This is a genomic window from Solibaculum mannosilyticum (assembly GCF_015140235.1).
GTDB classification, from domain to species: domain Bacteria; phylum Bacillota; class Clostridia; order Oscillospirales; family Acutalibacteraceae; genus Solibaculum; species Solibaculum mannosilyticum.
Genome location: NZ_AP023321.1, coordinates 2,264,782 through 2,281,738 on the forward strand (window position 1 = coordinate 2,264,782; position 16,957 = coordinate 2,281,738).

A 16,957-nucleotide genomic window follows, 5' to 3' on the forward strand; every position below is an offset into this window, starting at 1 on the left:
ACAAATTGGAACGATGATAGCGCCGGACCGGAACGGTTCAGGCAGCTATTCTGTAGAGATTTTACTATATGAAACGTCAGAAATACTTGCTTGCGGGCAAATTTATGGAGGTACTAAGAATATGGCGACCAAATACATTTTCGTAACCGGCGGCGTGGTATCGGGTCTGGGCAAAGGCATCACCGCATCTTCCCTGGGCCGACTGCTCAAAGCCCGTGGGTACCGTGTCACCATGCAGAAGTTCGATCCTTATCTCAACTTCGATCCCGGCACTATGAACCCCTATCAGCACGGCGAAGTGTTCGTCACCGACGATGGCGCTGAAACCGATCTGGATCTGGGGCATTACGAGCGTTTCATCGACGAGAGCCTGACCCGCAATTCCAATGTCACCTCCGGCCGCATCTATTGGTCGGTCATCCAGAAGGAACGGGACGGCGATTTTAACGGCGGCACCGTCCAGGTGATTCCTCACATCACCAACGAGATCAAGAGCCGTATCGCCATGGGCAAGGAAAATGTGGATATCGCCATCATCGAGATCGGCGGCACGGTAGGCGATATCGAGAGCCTGCCCTACTTAGAGGCCATTCGTCAGTTTGCCTCTGACGTAGGCCGCGGAAATTGCGTGTTCATCCACGTTACGCTGGTCCCCTATCTGGCCGCCTCCCATGAGCAGAAAACCAAGCCTACCCAGCATAGCGTCAAGGAATTGTTGGGTCTGGGCATCCAGCCGGATATCATTGTCTGCCGTTCGGAGCAGCCGGTGAGCCGGGAGCTGCGCAATAAAATCGCCCTGTTCTGCAACGTCCGCAACGACTGCGTCATCGAGAACCTGGATCTTCCCTTCCTGTATGAAGTGCCGCTGGCTCTGGAATCGGAGGGTCTTCCCCGCATCGTATTGCGCCATCTGAGCTTAGAGGATCCGCAGCCTGATCTGGAAGAATGGACCAAGATGGTGGATATTATCCGCAGCTTGGAAAAAAAGGTCAAGATTGCATTGGTTGGCAAGTATGTGGGGCTGCACGACGCTTATTTGTCGGTGGTGGAGGCCCTCAAGCACGGCGGAATCAGCAATAACGCCGACATTGACATCAAATGGGTGGATTCTGAGAACATCACCGAGGAAAACGTAGCCGATATCTTAGGCGATGTGGACGGCGTCCTCATCCCCGGCGGCTTCGGTACACGCGGTGTGGAAGGCAAGATCTGCGCCGCCTCCTACGCCCGCCGCAACGGCCTCCCCTACTTCGGCATCTGCCTGGGGATGCAGGTGGCGGTCATCGAATACGCCCGCAACGTCCTGGGCCACGAGGATGCCAACAGCGCTGAGATCGATCCCGGCACTGCACATCCGGTCATCGACCTGATGCCCGAACAGAAGGACGTCTCCCAAATCGGCGGCACCATGCGGTTGGGACAGTATCCCTGCCGTCTCAACCCCAATTCCAAGGCGTACGACGCTTATCAGCAGTCCATCATCTACGAGCGTCACCGCCATCGTTTTGAAGTCAACAACATCTATCGGGATGAGCTGACCAATTCCGGTGTGCTTCTGTGCGGCGTTTCCCCGGACAACCGCATTGTAGAAATGGTGGAACTCACTGACCACCCGTGGTTTATCGGATGCCAGTTCCATCCGGAGTTTAAATCCCGTCCCAACCGCCCCCATCCGCTGTTCCGCAGCTTCATCGGCGCGGCGGTGGATCATCAGGAATCCAAGCGATAATCCCATTCGATTCTTGCGGCAATAGGATGGCGTGATTGTAACTACAATGCGCAACTAAAATATTTCTCTAGGGGAAGGAGGCATTCACTCATGATTTCCATCGTAGACTACGGCGCAGGCAACCTGCAAAGTGTGCGCAATGCGTTTTTTAAATTGGGAGCCGATACCATAGTGGCATCCACTCCAGATCAGCTGGAAGATGCTCAGGCCCTTATTTTGCCCGGTGTCGGCGCTTTTGGCGACGCTATGGAAGCCCTGTGTTCCCGAGGATTCCCGGATGCTATTCGGGCCTTTGTGGAATCCGGCAGGCCTTTCCTGGGCATTTGCTTGGGGATGCAGCTTCTCCTGGATTCCAGTGAAGAGAGCCCCGGAGTGGAAGGCCTCCATATCCTAAAGGGGACAGTACGCCGTTTTCCATCCGACATGGGGCTGAAAGTACCTCACATCGGGTTTAATTCCATTGTCCGAAAAAACGATGCCGGCCTGTTCGATGGAGTAGGCGAATGGCCGTATTATTATTTTGTTCATTCCTATTATTGCAGCCTGGAAGATCCCAGCCAGTGCGCCGCCCAGGCAGAATACGGCCTGGCCTTCGACGCCTCTGCAAGGTGGCGCAATGTATTTGCCACCCAGTTTCATCCGGAGAAAAGCGGTGCAGTAGGCCTTCGAACCCTTCAAAATTTTCTGGATATAGTGGAAAATCAGTAACCAACACGGCTTCCGTATCTTGTGGAACGGCGTTTCCTTAGAAGCATAAGAAATCCTTTTCCATGAAGAGAGATGTACCGTGGTTATCCTGGTTGTCACTCATGGGATAAGGCGTTTCAATCTGAATGGAACGAGGAATAAAGCTATGCATGCCAAACGAGTCATACCCTGTTTAGACGTCCACAATGGCCGAGTGGTCAAAGGGGTCAATTTTGTCAACCTGCGGGACGCCGGTGATCCGGTGGAAACTGGCGCGGCCTATGACATGGAAGGCGCCGATGAACTGGTATTTTTGGATATCTCCGCTACGGCTGAAGCCCGCAGCACGGTGGTGGATATGGTCAAACGAGTGGCTGAAACGGTGTTTATCCCCTTCACTGTGGGGGGGGGCATCCGGACTGTGGACGATTTTAAGGATCTCCTTCGGGCAGGCGCTGATAAAATCTCCATCAATTCCTCAGCAGTGGCTCGTCCTCAGCTCATCCGGGAGGCGGCTGATAAGTTCGGCAGCCAGTGTGTGGTGGTGGCCATCGATGGCAAACAGCGTCCCGACGGCAAGGGCTGGGAAGTCTACGTCAGCGGCGGCCGTACTCCTACCGGTATCGATGTAGTGGAGTGGGCGGTGGAAGCCAACCGTCTGGGCGCCGGAGAGATCTTGCTCACCGGGATGGATGCCGACGGCACCAAAGCGGGCTACAACATTCCCATGACCCGGGCGGTCTCTTCCAATGTGGATATCCCGGTCATAGCATCGGGCGGCGCCGGTACCTATGAGCATTTTTACGATGTCCTCACCGAAGGGCGAGCGGATGCTGTTCTGGCGGCTTCCTTATTCCACTATAAGGAAATGACCATTGCCGGCTTAAAGGATTATCTTGCCTCTCGGGGCATTCCGGTACGTCCTGTATCTTCGTTTTAACATCATAAAAAAATCCCCAGCTCAGTGTAAAATCGAGCTGGGGATTTTTTAAGCGTCGGTCTAGCGGAGCGGGCTGATACTCATAAAAAAATAGCTGAAACAGCTATTTTTTATTGAATTCAAAGACAGGCACAAATTGTCTCTCCTCCATCATAAAATGAAAAAGAGAATTTAAACTAGGGAGAGAATGCCTATGACCATCAGTCTGTGTATGATTGTCCGCGATGAAGAGGATGTCTTAGCCCGATGTCTCGACAGTGTCAAGGGACTGGTGAATGAAATTGTTATTGTGGATACCGGTTCCAAGGACCGAACCAAAGAGATCGCCTATTGTTATACCAGCCGTGTTTATGACTTCCCCTGGATCGATGATTTTGCCGCCGCCCGCAATTTTGCCTTCTCCAAGGCCCGAATGGATTATACCATGTGGCTGGATGCCGACGATGTAATTCTCGCCCCCGACCGGGGTGATTTTCTCCGTCTGATTCTAGGGATGTCCTCGGATGTGGATACCGTCATGATGAAATATGTCTCCGGTACCGACGGGCAGGGAAATCCCACCCTATCCTATTACCGAGAACGGCTTCTGAAGACCGCACTTCACCCTCAGTGGCAAGGAGCCGTTCATGAGGTCATTCCGCCCATGGGACGCATCCTTTACAGCGACGTGGCAATCACCCATCAGAAGGTACATCCAAGCGATCCCGACCGCAATGTACGCATCTTTGAAAAGTTGCTGGAGAAGGGACAATTGTTGGATCCCCGCCAGCAATTTTACTATGGCCGGGAGCTCTATTATCATCAGCGCTATCAGGAAGCTGTCCAAGTGCTGGATCAGTTCCTCTCGGAGGGGCTGGGGTGGATGGAAAATAACATCGAAGCCTGCCAGCAACTGTCTTTGTGCTACAACGCCCTGCACAAGCCTCAGAAATCATTGGAAGCCTTGTTCCGCAGTTTTCAATTCGACTGTCCCAGAGCCGAACTATGTTGTGCCATCGGGCATCACTTTATGGAAGAAGAACAATACCAACAAGCCATCTATTGGTATGAGGCGGCTACACGATGCGTGCGCAACGATCAAATGGGGGGATTTGTATTGCCCGACTGTTACGATTATATCCCCTATCTCCAGCTCTGCGTATGCTACGACCGGTTGGGGCAACATCAAACAGCCAACCAGTACAACGAGAAGGCCGCTCTCATAAAGCCCGATGATCCCTCCGTACAGCAGAATCGTATTTATTTTAAGCATATTCTTAAAAATTAAAAAGTATTTTTTCCATAACAAAGCCGCTCTTCCTGACTCCACAGGAAAGCGGCTTTGTTGTATTGCTATGAAAAATATGCTATAGTATGGACAGCGTTGTCGCAAACGAAAAGGCGGTTAGCCACTCCCCAATGGAAGGGGGTGGTGCTGATGGTTACATACGAAGGGCTTTTTGCCTTCTGTTTGGTGATCGTCAATATCATTGCTCTTATTCTGAGCAAAAAGAAATAACCGCCCCATCGTCCAAATGTAGCGGTTAAATCTTTACTAAAGCTTTTGGGCTAACCGTCTTGCGGCAACGCCCTTTTCTGCCTTTAGGATACTACACTTGAAAACAAAAGTCAAGGCGGATGAAGCATAAACTTCATCCGCCTCTGTTGGTGGAGATAAGCGGGATCGAACCGCTGACCTCTTGAATGCCATTCAAGCGCTCTCCCAGCTGAGCTATACCCCCAACTCTGTGCTCTCTCAAGCGACGTGTTATAGTATATCATATCGTTTTGGAGATTGCAAGCCCTAAATTTCATTTTTTTGCATTTTTTTCGCTTTGTCCCTATCTCCACTTAAAAGCTACTTCCAAACCATCGACCCTACCGTAGATTCATAATATTAGTGACGATCCCGGCCGGCGTGATATCCACAATTCCATAGGTCTTTCTCCCACATCCTGATCCGGAAAGCGTTCCGGGATTCATAATATAGAGGCCATTCTCATAGTCTGTAACAGCCAAGTGGGTATGTCCAAACAACAGAACATCCGCATGGTTTTCTCGCGCCGCCATCACAAGGGACAGCATCCCCGACTTTGCATGATAAGCATGGCCGTGGGTAAAAAAGAACCGTTTTCCCTCTATGGTCTGAGTACCGAAAATCGGCAGGCTGCTGCCCCAGTCACAATTGCCCCGCACTTGCAGCACCGCTTTATTCGGATATTGGAATTTAAGATCCGACGCTTCACTGGCGCCATCCCCCAGATGGATGATCACCTCGGCTTTCGGCTGTTGTAATACGGCTTGTTGTAGGGAATAAATATCGCCGTGGGTATCGGACACCACTAAAATACGCATCTGACCCTCTCCTTTTTGATTTTTTGGAACCTTTCCGCCCTTCATCGGCATAGTATAGAAAAGAACAGACTCTCATAGTATTATACCAGAGGTGATACCATTGAACAACCCGAACATCTCCCCAGAGAAACTCAATGAACTACTTAACATGGCCTCCCAAAAGCTCAATACCAATCCACAGCGCCTTCGCCAGGCCGCTCAGAACGGCGAACTGGAAAAACTATTTTCCAGCTTAAGCCCGCAGCAGCAAAAACGTCTGACCCGTCTCATGAACGACCGTCAAGCCGCCGAACAGGCGCTCAATTCCCCTCAGGCACAACAGCTTCTCCGCAATCTGACCCAAGATAAAAAAGGTTAATCCAACCGGAAGGGAGGCTCATTATGGATGATTTAAGCGATGCACTAAGCAGCATTTTGAGTTCTCCCGAATCCATGGAGAGGCTCAAGAGTCTGGCGTCCTCCCTGTTGGGAGAGGAAGGCCAACAAGGGACAGAATCGTCGGATGAAGCGTCGGCGCTTCCGTCTGTCCCTGAAAATTCTGAAGCCGACAGCCAGGGGGATTCCCCTCTCGGCGGCATTGATCTCAACATGATCACCAAGCTTATGCCGCTGTTGACTCAGTTTAACCAGGAGGACGACAACACCAAATTGCTCAAGGCCCTGCGTCCTCATTTGCATACCGACCGTCAAAAGAGGCTGGATGAGGCCGCCAAACTGATGCAGTTGGTCAAATTGCTGCCCATTATCCGGCAGCAAGGCCTTTTCTGACGGGAGGTGACAACGGTATGAAACCACCGGAATCCCGGGAGGATATGTTATCCATGCAACAGGACGCCATCCGCCGCGTCCGGGAGATGCAAAAACGCGCCACACGCAGTGTGGCGCAGAGCAACCAGATGATGCGTGGGATGCCGCCGTCACAGGACGACGTGTCGTATCGTCCGCCGCAAGCCGGAGCGTATGGGACGGGATGGAGGTCCTCTTCGGCCCCGGACATCGGGGAGCTGGGAAACGGACGCCGTCCCATCCCCGCACAAAGCGAGGGGACAAACCATCCCATTCCGCCTCCAAAAGTGCATCCGTCGCCGCCGGAGTCCTCTCAGGAGCCGCCTGTGAATCAACCGCCGGAAAGACGCAAAGGGCTTACGGGGCTGCTGGACGGGCTGGGTTTGGAAGACGATTCCCTTTTGATCCTCCTGCTGCTCTATGTACTCTGGAAAAACGACGCCGATCAGACACTCTTGATGGCTCTGGCCTATATCCTTTTGTAACAACCATTGTCTATCCCATGCGCCGATTGATCGGGAATCCAGCCTTCTCCTCATTTTTGGCAGGCTGGGTTCCTGTTTTTTTCTGTATCTATCCTGGGCTTCCCATGGTATAATGGCGGGGAAGTAATTGTAATCCCGGCTATTCCTATGGATTAGATGGGCAGCACAGGAGTGGATCAGATGGAACAAATTACGCTGTCAAACGGCGTTCGCATTTTGCTGGAGAACATCCCCTTTTTTAAAACGGCTTCTTTCGGCATCTGGGTATTAAATGGGTCCCGGCATGAAAGGCCTGAGGAGGGCGGCGCTTCCCACTTTCTAGAACACATGATGTTTAAAGGCACCGCTTCCCGTTCGGCGCTGGATATCGCCATCCAAAGCGATCTGTTCGGCGGCCAGCTCAATGCTTATACCTCCAAAGAGTACACTTGTTATTACGCCCATACATTGTCCGACCATGCCACTACGGCCTTTGAGATGCTGTGCGACATGCTCACCGGCCCGCGGATGGACAAGGAGGATGTGGAGCTGGAACGGGGCGTTATCCTGGACGAAATCGCCATGTATGAGGACAGCGCGGAGGACGTGGCCGCCGACCTGCTGTACGACGGCGTATGGGCCGGGCATTCTTTGGGACGTCCCATTTTGGGTACGGCCGATACGGTCTCTTCCTTTACCGCCCAGGATCTTCGCCGTTATCTGGACGGACACTATACCCCCGATCGGATCTTGGTTTCGGTGTGCGGCTCCTTTGACCGGGAGACCATGCTGGACATCTGCAACCGGTACTTAGGAACTCTTGTCCCCAGAAAGGGACGTCATGTGGAAGACATCCCGGCCTTTACGACCTCCATCCGCCTCAAGGAAAAGGACTTTGAGCAGTCGGCCATTTTACTGGGATTCCCCGGCCTCCCCCTGGAGGATGAAAACCGCATCGCCCTCTCGATCTTCAGCAACATCGCCGGTGGCAATGCCTCTTCCCGCCTTTTCCAGCGGCTTCGGGAAGAATTGGGCCTTGTGTATTCGGTGTCCTCCTACTGCATTTGTCACAAGGGAGCCGGGCTCATGGCGGTTGGGTTGACGGTCACGCCGGATCTGGAGGAAAAAGCTCTGGAGGAAACTATGAAAGTCCTAAAAAGGCTCAGGCAATCGGTCACACAGGAGGAGCTGACACGGGCAAAAGAACAGCTCAAGGCGGGGCTGGTCATGGGGATGGAGGGCATCTCTTCCCGGGCAGGCAGCGCTGCGCGCAGCTGTCTTCTGGAAAACCGGATCTACACCGAGGACATGCTCATCCAAAGGGTGGATGCGGTCACTCTGGACGAGCTCATGCAGAAAGCGCAGCAATCCCTCTGTTTTGACCGCATGGCGGTAGCCGCGGCCGGACGTCTGAAATCCCAGGCCTTCTATCAAAGCCTAAGAGCCTAACCGGTATTCCCGGGAAATAAAAGGGCTCCCTTGCGGTGGTATGACCATATCGTTTTTTAGAAAACCCCATTGCAAGGGGATGACAATTGGGGTATCATAGAAAAACAGTGCCGCGCGTTATCTTGGATAGGTACTGAGAACCTGTTTTTTATGATATGTGGAAAACTCAGGTTGCTTTAGCGGGCGCGGTTCTTATCATTTTTGTATTTTCGGCTAGAGGGGAAGATCATCCATGTCTTTGGAACTGTTTCAGGATGCCCAGCGCATCGTGGTCAAGGTAGGCACCTCCACCTTGACCCATGATACGGGCAAGCTTCATATCCGCCGTATCGAGGGATTGGTACGGGTTTTATCCGACCTCAAAAATGAGGGACGGGAAATTATTTTAGTGTCGTCGGGCGCCATCGGCGTAGGCGTTGGCAAGATGGGCCTTGTACGCCGTCCCAGCGACCCGGCCGGACGTCAGGCTTTGGCGGCTGTCGGACAATGCGAGCTGATGTTTATGTATGACAAACTGTTCAGCGAATACGGCCATGTGGTGGCACAGGTGCTGCTCACGCGGTTCGATGTAGACAACGCTGAACGCAAACACAACGTCATCAACACCTTCTCCCGTTTGCTCGATCTGGGTGCACTGCCCATCGTCAACGAAAACGATACCGTAGCCATCGACGAATTGGTGGGCAACAATTTTGGCGACAACGATACCCTGTCGGCCATCGTGGCGAAAATTGTGGATGCCGATGCTCTGGTCCTGCTGACCGACATCGATGGCCTTTACACCGACGATCCCCATAAGAATCCTCAGGCCCAGCGCATCGATGTGGTGCATACCATCGACGATTCCGTCCGCAAATTGGCCAAGGGGAGGGGTTCCTCCCGCGGGACAGGCGGCATGGTGACCAAAATCGCCGCCGCCCAGATCGCCATGGACGCCGGGATTCCCTGCGCCATTGTACTAGGCGAGAAGCCCCACAGGCTTTATCATCTCTTTGAAGGCACCCAGACAGGCACCGTTTTCCTTCCCAGCGGAGTGGAATAAAAAAGGATGCATGGTAGTTCCATGCATCCTTTTCTTTTGCTTTTAGATCAGGCATCATTTGCGGGATGGGGCAAAGAGAGCCAGCTCTTCACAGGTCTCCCCTTTGTACAAAGCGGTGAGCAGCCGGGACGCCACCTCCGCCCACAGCATCCCGCCTACTCCGGGACAGAGGGCAAAATACCATTCCTCATGCTGCGCCATGCCGCCGATGATGGGAAGTCCATCGGTTGTCCCAGCCATGGAGCCGGCAAACCGGTACTCCACCTCGATGCCGCGGATGCCGGGGAACATATCCTTGAGACGGCATTCCAGATCGGCGTATCTTCTGTCGGCTGTCTTTGGCAGGATAACCAGTCCACCCAATCGGCTGGCTGCCGGGATATCCCCCACCAGCAGGCGGCCATCCGGCGTAGTGCGCAGATAGATGGATTGGGCGCTTTCCTCACGGATGTTGATTTGATTCGGCCATCCGGCAAACTCATCGACCGGCTTGGTGGCGATGGCGTAAGCCTTACGGACCGGCAGAAGTCCACCGGTAAACTGGGCGCAGTCGTGTCCGGACGCCATAATGACCTTCTTGGCCCGGACGCAGTGACGGGTACAGGTGTGGAGACACTGCACCGATTCCTCTTCCGTGGTGATGCTCTCCACACAGGTGTTTTCATACACCCTTGCCCCCGATTCCTGTGCGGCATTCACCAAGGCGTGGCACAGACGATAAGGGTCCGCCTGAGCCGACATCCCTTTGGTGAGGATTCCCGCCTCCAGTGGGAAGGAATACTGTTCTCTGGCCGAGGGCTGTTCCACCAATTCCACAGGGAATCCGGTGTGCAGACGCAGGGCGTATTCCTGGCGGAGAATGTTGGCAATTTGAGGATTGTCGGTATAAAGCAGGCTGTCCTTGCGGGCAAAGCCCACATCTTCCGGCAGGCTTTCCACTAAGCTCTGCATTTCGTCCAGGGCATGGGAACACAATTCAAAGGCCCGCACGGCTTTGTCCATCCCCACCTGCTTGGACAGATGGGTTAATGTCCCAGCTCCATCGTAGTCCATGAGCCCCGGAGAGACTCCAGTACTGCCGTAGCCTACGGCGTTGGCTGCCAACAGGACGGTATTCACACCGGCCTGCGCCAAACGCAGAGCGCACAGAGCACCTGTGATCCCAGCGCCGATGACGGCCACCTCACAGGTTTCATCTTGATCCAGCCAGGGGTATTGCGTGGGAACGGAATTTATAGCAGTCCAAACAGGGGTTTCCGATACAAGGGTTGTTGCAGTCATAGAAATCCAGCCTTTCCATTGGTTTGATACCTCCTTAGTGTGCTTAGCCCAAAGGAAAATATACACTCTTATAAAAGGCGGGTAAAAAAGACAGCCCCTGTTAAAATATCTTCCATAAGAAAAGTATCTTAAAATTCATTTGAATTATAAAGGATCCGAAAAAGCATTGACTTTTTTTAAAACAGCTATATAATATAACGATTTGGATTGCAAGTCTAAATGGGTGGTTTGGGGGACGAAAGGAGAAAAGATATGTACCACTATTTTGACGACAAGGAATTGCTGCATAAAATGCGAAGGTCTTCAGGGGAAATCATGCAGTCTTTATGCCATTTTCTGAAAGAGGACTATGACATAGGGGCCAATTTCTACTTGGTTGGCAGCGGCGCAAAAAAACTTATCCTGCAAAATGCCAAAGAGCCGGTAGATCTGGATTATAATTTAGAAATTGTTAGATGTGAAGATTTTGAAAATTGCCGTCATTTAAAAGAATGTGTAAGAAAATCTTTTAACAAAGCTTTACAAAAACAAGGGCGGCCTGATTGTGAGGATTCAACATCTTCGCTTACATCAAAAAAGCAAAGGTATTTCTGCAGCTGCAACCAGATAGACTTTTCTATTGATATATGCATCACAAAGAAAGATGAAGAGGATCACTGTTATAGGCTCATTCACGAAAAAACGGGGTGGACTGTTGGCGATAAATACTATTGGAATATGGCCCCCTGTTCTAAAGGAATACAATGCAAAGCAAAGTGTATAAAATCCCATGGTAAATGGGCGCTTGTCAGAGAGCAATATCTAGAGCTGAAAAACAGATATTTACAGAGCAACGACCACCATCATCCGTCATTTATATGCTATATGGAAGCTGTAAATAACGTATATGAGGCCAGAAAGCATTGGAAGAAATGAGTACTGACAAAAATTGAGGAGCTTTATGAGTAAACGTTTTTTTGATTAGGAAGACGGTGACTTTGCACACACTGTTTCGGATCATATGGCAATCGATTCTGATGGAGATTTATTGATGAGAATAAACGATACCATGGCGATAGATATGCATTCAGGGGAATTGCACATAATATCCGGTTGGTCCAACGACAAAGATGATGATTAAATAAACGGCGGCAGAGAGATTAACCTCTTTCTGCCGCCGTTATATGTTTCGTTTAAGAAAATAGTTTTGTTACCGAAGGCTTTCCCTCGCCACATCCCGCAGCCCTTTTTCGTCTCGAATGGACACCGTCCCTCTAGACAAGGTCACCAGTCCCTCCTCCTGGAAGTACTTGAGCATTCTTGTCACCACCTCCCGGGCGCTTCCCAAATGCCGCGCAATGGTCTCGTGAGTGATTTTGAGGTTTTCACTTTGTTCCAACCCGCTCTCTTCCAGCAAAAAGGCGGCCAGGCGGGAATCCATCCGTTTAAACAGCACCTGATCCATCAGCCACATGACGTCGGAAAAATGGGATGCCAACAATTCATTGGTGTAATTGGCGGCCGCCGCCGACTGCTGCATCACCTGCCGATAAATTGACGCCGGGATATGGATCATCCGGGTCTCCACCTCAGCCTCTACCATGACGTCAAACTGGATGCTTTGAAACATACAGGAGGCGGAAAACAAACATAAATCCCGCTCCAACAGACGATAAAGGGTCAATTCCCGCCCCTCGTCCGAGACGGTGTAGGCCCTCAGCCGCCCCTTTACCACAATGAGAAGTCCTACACAGTCCTCTGACCCTCTGTGGATGGGTTCTCCCGCTTTGGCCGTGCGCATCGACGCCGCTTGTCCCAAAAGATTCTGTTGGGCGGAAGTCAGCTGCTTCCAAAAGGGCAAGTATTCCTCTAAGGTCATGTACATCGCCTCCCTGCTCATAGGACTAGTATACCATAAATTGCGGATTGTCGTCCTATTTTTTCCTTTGGGGATGGAGAATATTTGCATCTTCTATCCAGCACTGACAATTTGTTCTGGAAATCAGAATCTAGTATCTGGTTTGACTTGAAATAAATGGATTTTTTGGGATGAAAAATCAAATTTTTTTTATTTTTTCTTGTAAAATGTCCGATTTCACATGCATTTTTTTTTGTTTTGGTATATAATGAAATGGATTAGATTTCGACACAAAATCCTAAATAGAGACCCTCTCGCTTTTTGATTGACACGCCGGGAAAGGCCGCCTTTTGGCTGCCTTTTTCGGCGGTCAATTGCGTTTTAGGGTCGTTAGCTACCGCTAACTATTTTCTGCAGGAAAAGAAACCACATCTGGCTTTGAGCAATGGCTACAGGAACCTTAGTCCTTTTGGTCTAAATCCGATCAAAATCATGAAATTGGTTTCTTGTGTTTATATTTTAACAATCTTGTGGTATAGTGATGTGGTTGCAATTTTGTGTCGAAGTTGGCTATTTTGCGTCGGTGGGACGACGCCCCACATGGATCACCATCTCTCACGATGTGTGAAGTCATCCGCTGGAAAATTTAACAAGTGAGAACAAGCGAAAGGAAGAGATTTATGAGCAGCAAAATTACAATTATTGGAACTGGAAGCGTTGGTTCCACAATTGCCTACACTCTGATGGTTGAGGGAACTGCTTCCGAAATTGTCATGATCGACATCAATCGAGACAAGTCCTTGGGCGAGGCTTTGGACATCCGCCAAGGTACCCCCTTCTGCTCCCCTGTTTCCATTTATGCCGGCAGCTATCAAGACGCCAAAGATTCCGACATTGTGATTTTGACATCCGGCGTGGCCAGAAAACCGGGACAGTCCCGTCTGGATCTGGCCCAGACCAATGTAAATATCACCAAACAGATCATTCCTGAGCTTGTCAAATACGCCCCTGACGCCATTTATATCGTCGTCAGCAACCCGGTCGATATCTTGACCTACCAGTTCTGCAAGACCTCCGGCCTGCCGGAACACCGCATCATCGGTTCGGGTACCATCTTGGATACCGCCCGTCTGCGCGCCCGTTTGGCTGAGTATTACAACATCAGCCAGCAGAACGTCCACGCTTACGTATTCGGCGAACACGGCGACACTTCCTTTGTGCCGTGGTCCCTGGGCAACATCTCCAACATCCCGATCGCCAAGTACGGCGACTGCCTCACTGAAACCGGCACTGTCAGCCCGGCACTGGTCTATGAGGATGTGGAGAATTACATCCGCAAATCCGGCGGCAAGATCATCTCCCGCAAGGGCGCTACCTTCTACGCTGTTTCGGCTTCGGTCTGCCACATCTGCAAATGCGTTTTGAGCGGTTCCGATACTACCATGACCGTCTCCTCCCTGCTGCACGGCGAATACGGCATCGACGACGTCTGCCTCAGCGTGCTGACCGTTGTGGGACGCGATGGCATCAAAGGCAAGCTGATGGCTCCCCTCACCGACGAAGAACAGGGCCTCCTGCGCAAGAGTGCCGACAGCCTCCACGAGGTCATCAACAACCTCCAATTCTAATTTCTCATTTTGGACAAAGGGCGTCTGCCGCACTGCGGGGTGCCGATCAAAAGGCATCGTTGGGTCTGTGCGAGCAGTGTCCCCCAATGGGTGCCTTTTTGTCCAGCCGTGACAGAGATTTTTCTTCACAATTTACATAGACAAAGGAGATACCAATATGGAATATCGCATCGAACATGATTCCATGGGCGAAGTCAAGGTTCCTGCTGACAAGTATTGGGCGGCACAGACCGAACGCAGCCATGAGAATTTCCTCATCGGCGTCGGCATCGAGACCATGCCCCGGGAAATCACCCATGCTTTCGGCATCCTGAAAAAGGCCGCCGCCATGGCAAACCACGCCCTCAAACCGGAGAAAATGACCGATGAAAAACTCAGCGCCATCGAAGCTGCCTGCGATGAAGTCATCAGCGGTTCTTTAAACGATCATTTCCCCCTGGTGGTCTGGCAGACCGGCAGCGGTACCCAGTCCAATATGAACGCCAACGAAGTCATCGCCAACCGCGGCAATGAAATCGCCGGCAAAAAGCTTTTGCATCCCAACGACGACATCAACATGAGCCAGTCGTCCAACGATACCTTCCCTACGGCCATGCACATCTCTGCAGTGCTGGCCATTGAAGATAAGCTCTTCCCGGCCATCGATACATTGGTGGAGACCTTCAAGCGTCTGGAAGCGGAAAATGAGGGCATCGTCAAGAGCGGCCGCACCCATCTCCAGGACGCCACCCCCATCACCTTCTCCCAGGAGATCAGCGGCTGGCGCTCCTCCCTGGAAAAGGATCGCAAGATGCTGGAAATCGCCCTTCCGGAACTCAAAGAACTGGCTCTGGGCGGCACCGCTGTGGGCACCGGCCTCAATACCCCCAAAGGATTTGACGTCAAGGTGGCCGAAGCTGTGTCCCAGATCACCGGCAAGCAGTTTGTCACCGCTCCTAATAAATTCCATGCCCTCACCAGCAAGGATGAATTGGTATTCGCCCACGGCGCTCTCAAGGCCCTGGCTGCCGATATGATGAAGATTGCCAACGACGTCCGTTGGCTGGCCAGCGGTCCCCGCGACGGCCTGGGTGAGATCTTCATCCCGGAAAACGAGCCCGGCTCTTCCATCATGCCCGGCAAGGTCAATCCCACCCAGTGTGAAGCCGTCACCATGGTGGCTGTCCAGGTGATGGGCAACGATGTGGCTGTCGGCATGGCCGCCAGCCAAGGTAATTTCGAACTCAACGTCTTTATGCCGGTGTGCATTTATAACTTCCTCCAGTCGGCCCGTCTGCTGGCTGAAGCCATCCTTTCCTTTAACCGCAACTGTGCGGTGGGCATCAAGGCCAACAAGGAAAAGATGCATCACAACCTCCACAATTCCCTTATGCTGGTGACGGCGCTCAATCCTTACATTGGTTACGAAAACGCCGCCAAGACCGCCAAAAAGGCTTATAAAGACGGCATCTCGCTGAAAGAAGCCTGCATCTCGCTGGGCTTCTTGACCGAGGAAAAATTTGACGAGGTCTTCCACCCCGAACAAATGGTATAATCAAAGGTGCTGTGGGGCCATTGAATGCCCCGCAAGGTTTGAGAAAGGATACGACGACCATGATTTTTAGTTATTATCCTGGCTGCACGCTGAAAACCAAGGCCAAGGAACTGGATCGGTATGCCCGTCGGTCGGCTGAAGCCCTGGGCATCACCCTCAGCGAACTTCCGGATTGGCAGTGCTGCGGCGGCGTTTACCCTATGGCCAAGGACGAAATCGCCACGAAATTATCGTCGGTACGCGCTCTGGCCTCGGCCCGGGATGCCGGACAGGATCTTGTAACCCTGTGCTCGGCTTGTCACAACGTACTGAAACAAGTCAACAACGATATGGCCAATGACGAAAACATCGCTTTGAAGGCCAACAATTATATGCAGCTGGAAGAGGAATACCACGGTGAAACCAAGGTCATCCACTTCTTGGAACTGCTGCGGGACGTAGTGGGATTTGACGAGATCAAAAAAAAGGTGACAAATCCCCTCAAAGGCAAGAAGATCGGCGCCTATTACGGCTGTCTGCTTCTCCGTCCCGGCAAGGTGCTCCAGATGGACAACCCGGAAAATCCCAAGATTATGGAGGATTTCATCCGTGCCATCGGCGCCACCCCGGTGATCTATCCCATGCGCAACGAGTGCTGCGGCGGCTACGTCACCATGGAGAATAAGGATCTTGCCAACAAAAAGAGCGGCGCGGTCCTCTCCAGTGCGGAGGACCAGGGTGTGGAAATGATGATCACCGCCTGCCCGCTGTGCCTCTATAACCTCAACCAAAACAAGGACGGCCATGACGTCCCGGTCTACTACTTTACCGAATTGCTCGCCGAAGCCCTCGGCGTCAAGGACTAAGGAGGAATTAGGATGCAGGATAACAACATGAAGGAAACCATCCTCCGAATCAGCGGCGTCGACGTGCTCAAATGCATGCGGTGCGGCAAATGCTCCGGCACCTGCCCCTCCTACGACGAGATGGAATACCATCCCCATGAGTTCGTCTACATGGTGGAAAAGGGCCAGATCGAACCGCTGATGAAATCCAAATCGATTTACACATGCCTTTCGTGCTTTGCCTGCGTGGAGCGTTGCCCCCGCGATGTAGAACCCGCCAAATTGGTGGAGGCCATCCGTTTGGCTGTCATCCGTGGGCAGGGTGAGAACCATCTCAAACCCGAAAGCATCCCCGAACTGCTGGATGAAAACCTGCCACAGCAGGCCATTGTCAGCGCGTTCCGCAAGTATAGTAAATAAGG

The 16,957-nt window shown here is 52.0% G+C and carries 17 protein-coding genes and 1 tRNA gene; 14 read left to right on the top strand and 4 right to left on the bottom strand.

Features of this window, described 5'->3' with window-relative positions; all coding sequences use genetic code 11:
- Nucleotides 1-121 precede the first annotated feature (121 nt).
- From pyrG to C12CBH8_RS10490, 4 genes are all read left to right on the top strand, one after another.
- Nucleotides 122-1,729: a CTP synthase gene (gene pyrG, locus C12CBH8_RS10475; protein ID WP_215533179.1), complete on the top strand. Its 1,608-nt coding sequence runs from the start codon at nucleotides 122-124 to the stop codon at nucleotides 1,727-1,729.
- A gap of 90 nt (nucleotides 1,730-1,819) precedes the next feature.
- Nucleotides 1,820-2,437 carry an imidazole glycerol phosphate synthase subunit HisH gene (gene hisH, locus C12CBH8_RS10480; protein ID WP_215533180.1) on the top strand — a complete coding sequence of 206 codons (618 nt, stop codon included), beginning with the start codon at nucleotides 1,820-1,822 and terminating at the stop codon, nucleotides 2,435-2,437.
- Nucleotides 2,438-2,582: 145 nt separating this feature from the next.
- Nucleotides 2,583-3,356 (top strand): imidazole glycerol phosphate synthase subunit HisF, encoded by a 774-nt coding sequence (gene hisF, locus C12CBH8_RS10485; RefSeq protein ID WP_090264992.1) that lies wholly within the window; start codon nucleotides 2,583-2,585, stop codon nucleotides 3,354-3,356.
- A 193-nt stretch (nucleotides 3,357-3,549) separates the two neighbouring features.
- Nucleotides 3,550-4,623 (top strand): glycosyltransferase, encoded by a 1,074-nt coding sequence (locus C12CBH8_RS10490; protein WP_246441539.1) that lies wholly within the window; start codon nucleotides 3,550-3,552, stop codon nucleotides 4,621-4,623.
- A 378-nt stretch (nucleotides 4,624-5,001) separates the two neighbouring features.
- Here C12CBH8_RS10490 and C12CBH8_RS10495 read toward each other — a convergent pair.
- A tRNA-Ala gene (locus C12CBH8_RS10495) sits at nucleotides 5,002-5,077 on the bottom strand.
- Nucleotides 5,078-5,213: 136 nt separating this feature from the next.
- Nucleotides 5,214-5,690: a metallophosphoesterase gene (locus C12CBH8_RS10500; RefSeq protein WP_215533181.1), complete on the bottom strand. Its 477-nt coding sequence runs from the start codon at nucleotides 5,688-5,690 to the stop codon at nucleotides 5,214-5,216.
- A gap of 100 nt (nucleotides 5,691-5,790) precedes the next feature.
- Between C12CBH8_RS10500 and C12CBH8_RS10505 the strand changes: the two genes are divergently transcribed.
- The 5 genes from C12CBH8_RS10505 to proB all read left to right on the top strand — a co-directional run bounded on the left by C12CBH8_RS10505 (nucleotide 5,791) and on the right by proB (nucleotide 9,431).
- Nucleotides 5,791-6,048 carry a hypothetical protein gene (locus tag C12CBH8_RS10505; protein WP_090264986.1) on the top strand — a complete coding sequence of 86 codons (258 nt, stop codon included), beginning with the start codon at nucleotides 5,791-5,793 and terminating at the stop codon, nucleotides 6,046-6,048.
- Between the two features lie 23 nt (nucleotides 6,049-6,071).
- The gene (locus C12CBH8_RS10510; protein ID WP_090264982.1) at nucleotides 6,072-6,458 is read left to right on the top strand and encodes a hypothetical protein; all 387 of its coding nucleotides are present in this window, start codon (nucleotides 6,072-6,074) and stop codon (nucleotides 6,456-6,458) included.
- 17 nt (nucleotides 6,459-6,475) lie between these two features.
- A complete protein-coding gene (locus C12CBH8_RS10515; RefSeq protein ID WP_215533182.1) occupies nucleotides 6,476-6,961 on the top strand; it encodes a hypothetical protein in 486 nt (161 codons plus the stop codon).
- 180 nt (nucleotides 6,962-7,141) lie between these two features.
- Complete coding sequence (locus C12CBH8_RS10520; RefSeq protein WP_215533183.1) at nucleotides 7,142-8,389, top strand: M16 family metallopeptidase; 1,248 nt, start codon at nucleotides 7,142-7,144, stop codon at nucleotides 8,387-8,389.
- 232 nt (nucleotides 8,390-8,621) lie between these two features.
- The gene (gene proB / locus C12CBH8_RS10525) at nucleotides 8,622-9,431 is read left to right on the top strand and encodes a glutamate 5-kinase (RefSeq protein WP_099322768.1); all 810 of its coding nucleotides are present in this window, start codon (nucleotides 8,622-8,624) and stop codon (nucleotides 9,429-9,431) included.
- A 54-nt stretch (nucleotides 9,432-9,485) separates the two neighbouring features.
- On the opposite strand, the gene C12CBH8_RS10530 is transcribed toward proB, so the two are convergent.
- Nucleotides 9,486-10,712, bottom strand: a complete 1,227-nt coding sequence (locus C12CBH8_RS10530) for an NAD(P)/FAD-dependent oxidoreductase (protein WP_215533184.1) — start codon at nucleotides 10,710-10,712, stop codon at nucleotides 9,486-9,488.
- A gap of 252 nt (nucleotides 10,713-10,964) precedes the next feature.
- On the opposite strand from C12CBH8_RS10530, the gene C12CBH8_RS10535 reads away from it, so the two are divergent.
- Nucleotides 10,965-11,627: a hypothetical protein gene (locus C12CBH8_RS10535; protein ID WP_215533185.1), complete on the top strand. Its 663-nt coding sequence runs from the start codon at nucleotides 10,965-10,967 to the stop codon at nucleotides 11,625-11,627.
- Nucleotides 11,628-11,901: 274 nt separating this feature from the next.
- Here C12CBH8_RS10535 and C12CBH8_RS10540 read toward each other — a convergent pair whose 3' ends face one another.
- The gene (locus C12CBH8_RS10540; RefSeq protein ID WP_215533186.1) at nucleotides 11,902-12,570 is read right to left on the bottom strand and encodes a Crp/Fnr family transcriptional regulator; all 669 of its coding nucleotides are present in this window, start codon (nucleotides 12,568-12,570) and stop codon (nucleotides 11,902-11,904) included.
- Nucleotides 12,571-13,229: 659 nt separating this feature from the next.
- On the opposite strand from C12CBH8_RS10540, the gene C12CBH8_RS10545 reads away from it, so the two are divergent.
- From C12CBH8_RS10545 to C12CBH8_RS10560, 4 genes are all read left to right on the top strand, one after another.
- A complete protein-coding gene (locus tag C12CBH8_RS10545) occupies nucleotides 13,230-14,177 on the top strand; it encodes an L-lactate dehydrogenase (RefSeq protein WP_090264974.1) in 948 nt (315 codons plus the stop codon).
- A gap of 157 nt (nucleotides 14,178-14,334) precedes the next feature.
- The gene (gene fumC, locus C12CBH8_RS10550) at nucleotides 14,335-15,711 is read left to right on the top strand and encodes a class II fumarate hydratase (protein ID WP_090264973.1); all 1,377 of its coding nucleotides are present in this window, start codon (nucleotides 14,335-14,337) and stop codon (nucleotides 15,709-15,711) included.
- 59 nt (nucleotides 15,712-15,770) lie between these two features.
- Nucleotides 15,771-16,556: a CoB--CoM heterodisulfide reductase iron-sulfur subunit B family protein gene (locus C12CBH8_RS10555; RefSeq protein WP_090264971.1), complete on the top strand. Its 786-nt coding sequence runs from the start codon at nucleotides 15,771-15,773 to the stop codon at nucleotides 16,554-16,556.
- A gap of 12 nt (nucleotides 16,557-16,568) precedes the next feature.
- Complete coding sequence (locus C12CBH8_RS10560) at nucleotides 16,569-16,955, top strand: 4Fe-4S dicluster domain-containing protein (RefSeq protein ID WP_099322772.1); 387 nt, start codon at nucleotides 16,569-16,571, stop codon at nucleotides 16,953-16,955.
- Nucleotides 16,956-16,957 lie beyond the last annotated feature (2 nt).

Coding starts and splice junctions, on each gene's coding strand:
- pyrG (WP_215533179.1), top strand. CDS start 122: ATGGCGACCAAATACATTTTCGTAACCGGCGGCGTGGTATCGGGTCTG.
- hisH (WP_215533180.1), top strand. CDS start 1,820: ATGATTTCCATCGTAGACTACGGCGCAGGCAACCTGCAAAGTGTGCGC.
- hisF (WP_090264992.1), top strand. CDS start 2,583: ATGCATGCCAAACGAGTCATACCCTGTTTAGACGTCCACAATGGCCGA.
- C12CBH8_RS10490 (WP_246441539.1), top strand. CDS start 3,550: ATGACCATCAGTCTGTGTATGATTGTCCGCGATGAAGAGGATGTCTTA.
- C12CBH8_RS10500 (WP_215533181.1), bottom strand. CDS start 5,690: ATGCGTATTTTAGTGGTGTCCGATACCCACGGCGATATTTATTCCCTA.
- C12CBH8_RS10510 (WP_090264982.1), top strand. CDS start 6,072: ATGGATGATTTAAGCGATGCACTAAGCAGCATTTTGAGTTCTCCCGAA.
- C12CBH8_RS10515 (WP_215533182.1), top strand. CDS start 6,476: ATGAAACCACCGGAATCCCGGGAGGATATGTTATCCATGCAACAGGAC.
- C12CBH8_RS10520 (WP_215533183.1), top strand. CDS start 7,142: ATGGAACAAATTACGCTGTCAAACGGCGTTCGCATTTTGCTGGAGAAC.
- proB (WP_099322768.1), top strand. CDS start 8,622: ATGTCTTTGGAACTGTTTCAGGATGCCCAGCGCATCGTGGTCAAGGTA.
- C12CBH8_RS10530 (WP_215533184.1), bottom strand. CDS start 10,712: ATGACTGCAACAACCCTTGTATCGGAAACCCCTGTTTGGACTGCTATA.
- C12CBH8_RS10535 (WP_215533185.1), top strand. CDS start 10,965: ATGTACCACTATTTTGACGACAAGGAATTGCTGCATAAAATGCGAAGG.
- C12CBH8_RS10540 (WP_215533186.1), bottom strand. CDS start 12,570: ATGACCTTAGAGGAATACTTGCCCTTTTGGAAGCAGCTGACTTCCGCC.
- C12CBH8_RS10545 (WP_090264974.1), top strand. CDS start 13,230: ATGAGCAGCAAAATTACAATTATTGGAACTGGAAGCGTTGGTTCCACA.
- fumC (WP_090264973.1), top strand. CDS start 14,335: ATGGAATATCGCATCGAACATGATTCCATGGGCGAAGTCAAGGTTCCT.
- C12CBH8_RS10555 (WP_090264971.1), top strand. CDS start 15,771: ATGATTTTTAGTTATTATCCTGGCTGCACGCTGAAAACCAAGGCCAAG.
- C12CBH8_RS10560 (WP_099322772.1), top strand. CDS start 16,569: ATGCAGGATAACAACATGAAGGAAACCATCCTCCGAATCAGCGGCGTC.